This is a genomic window from Mesorhizobium sp. M4A.F.Ca.ET.050.02.1.1 (assembly GCF_003997725.1).
Classification (GTDB): Bacteria; Pseudomonadota; Alphaproteobacteria; order Rhizobiales; family Rhizobiaceae; genus Mesorhizobium.
This window is the reverse complement of sequence record NZ_RZSG01001469.1, coordinates 1-521: the sequence shown is the minus strand read 5'-3', so window position 1 is coordinate 521 and position 521 is coordinate 1. Positions and strand designations below refer to the sequence as shown.

The window sequence follows — 521 nt, the reverse complement described above, 5'->3', positions numbered from 1 at the left end:
CTGTTCGACGTCATCGGCCGCGTCGCCAGCCCGCAGCCGCCGTCGCTGTTCGATTCGGCCTCGGCCGCGGGACGCATCGCACGCTTCTTCGCGGTGGCGACGCCGGACAGTTTCGGGACGTTTTCGCGCGCCGAGCTGTCGGCCATCTCAGGCACTATTGCCTATGTCGAGAAGACGCAGAAGGCCGAGCGGCCGCCGCTGTCGCGACCGGAGCGCGAGGAGAGCGGCTCGACGCTGTTCATCGACCCGGCGACGCGCGCCAATCTGGAGCTCTTACGCACGCTGTCGGGTAGCCGCGACGGCTCGCTGTTCAAGGCGATCGACCGCACGGTGACCGGCAGCGGCGCGAGGCTCTTGGCCGACCGGCTGATGGCGCCGCTGACCGATCCGGCGGCGATCGGCGCCAGGCTCGATTCGGTGTCGTTCTTTCGTGCCGAAACCCGACTCTGCCAGGCGGCGCGGACGAGCCTGAAGACCGTTGCTCACATGCCGCGGGCGCCGGCGCGACTCGCGCTCAACCG

General features: G+C 69.9%; 1 pseudogene. It reads left to right on the top strand.

Annotation, left to right across the window (positions count from 1 at the left end):
* Positions 1 to 521: pseudogene (locus tag EOA33_RS38190) on the top strand (DNA mismatch repair protein MutS); the annotation flags it as partial.